We start from the raw sequence: 1,531 nt of genomic DNA on the forward strand, positions 1-1,531 counted from the left end.
TAGATCCTAACTTCAGTTCTTTAAGAGCTGTCAAGCCCTTAAGCATATCAGTCCTAGTGGTTACTTTACTCATGTCCCAGAAAGAGAGATCAAGATGCGTTAATTTTATGGCGCCTTGGAACATATATCGCATATCAGTGACATCACTGGTATCCCAAGAAGAAACATCGACACTCGCTAAGTTTAAATCTTCATAGAATATACCCCTCATATTAGTAGCATTACTTGTATTCAACTTGTCCGCATTCTCAATAACAGTGAGATTGGTCATACTAGCAAAGAGATCCTGTAAGGATGTGTTGGGTGCAACATCCACATCTCCACTAAAGACGATTTTCTTCACATCAGCCTTCGTTACCGATGCCCAATCTGAAGCATTGCTTACTGTACCTCCTGTTAAGGTGAGGACAGCTGATGTAGCATTATAATCATAACTGACACCACCAAAGATTAATGCTTTAGATTGCCAAACATAAGTATCCGCATGTTGAGTCCCGTCGTAGTTCGCCATGAACTCCTCAGATGTCCAAATGTTTGAGCCCTTAGGCGCATCAACCGTACCTGAGCCAACATTTTGCCATTTACCGCTGTAGGTTTCATTAGATGGGACAGCCGGAAGACTGGTGCTATCAATTTGAGTTTTAGATCCTAACTTCAACTCTTTCAAAGATGTTAAACCACTCAACGTCTGAGTCTTAAAAGTAACTTTACTCATGTCCCAGTTAGACATATCAAGACGTATTAATTTTGAGGCATTATAGAACATGTAAGACACAGTAGTGACATTACTTGTATTCCACTTAGAAACATCAACACTCGTCAAACTTGAAGCGCCTCTGAACATATTAGACATATCAGTGACATTACTTGTATTCCACTTGGAAACATCGACACTCGTCAAACTTGAGACACCATAAAACATAGAACCCATATTAGTGGCACTACTGATATCCAACCTACCCGCATCCTCAATCGTAGTGAGATTGGTCATATTCGCGAACATATTCGATAAGGATGTGTTGGGGGCAACACTCACATCTCCACTAAAGGCGATTTTCTTCACATCAGCCTTCGTTACCGATGCCCAATCTGAAGCATTGCTTACTGTACCATCTGTCAAGGTGAGAACACCTGATGTAGCATCATAATCATAAGTGACACCGCCAAAGATTAATGCTTTAGATTGCCAAACATAAGTATCCGCATGTTGAGTCCCGTCGTAGTTCGCCATGAATTCCTCAGATGTCCAAATATTTGAGCCCTTAGGCGCATCAACCGTACCTGAGCCAACATTTTGCCATTTACCGCTGTAGGTTTCATTAGATGGAATAGCCGGAAGACTGGTACTATCAATTTGAGTTTTAGATCCTAACTTCAACTCTTTCAAAGATGTCAACCCCGACAGCGTCTGAGTCTTAGAAGTAACTTTACTCATGTCCCAGTTAGACAAATCAAGACGTGCTAATTTTGAGGCATTATAGAACATGTAAGACACAGTAGTGACATTACTTGTATTCCACTTAGAAACATC

The 1,531-nt window shown here is 40.9% G+C and carries 1 protein-coding gene and 1 pseudogene; both read right to left on the reverse strand.

Annotation, left to right across the window (positions count from 1 at the left end):
• Nucleotides 1-1,387, reverse strand: a 1,387-nt coding sequence (locus tag A5844_RS14275; RefSeq protein WP_256924543.1) for a BspA family leucine-rich repeat surface protein, incomplete at its 3' end; no start/stop codon positions are given.
• A gap of 12 nt (nt 1,388-1,399) precedes the next feature.
• Nucleotides 1,400-1,531, reverse strand: a pseudogene (locus A5844_RS14810) (BspA family leucine-rich repeat surface protein); the annotation flags it as partial.

The organism is Candidatus Enterococcus wittei (genome assembly GCF_002140175.1).
Taxonomy (GTDB): Bacteria; Bacillota; Bacilli; order Lactobacillales; family Enterococcaceae; genus Enterococcus_B; species Enterococcus_B wittei.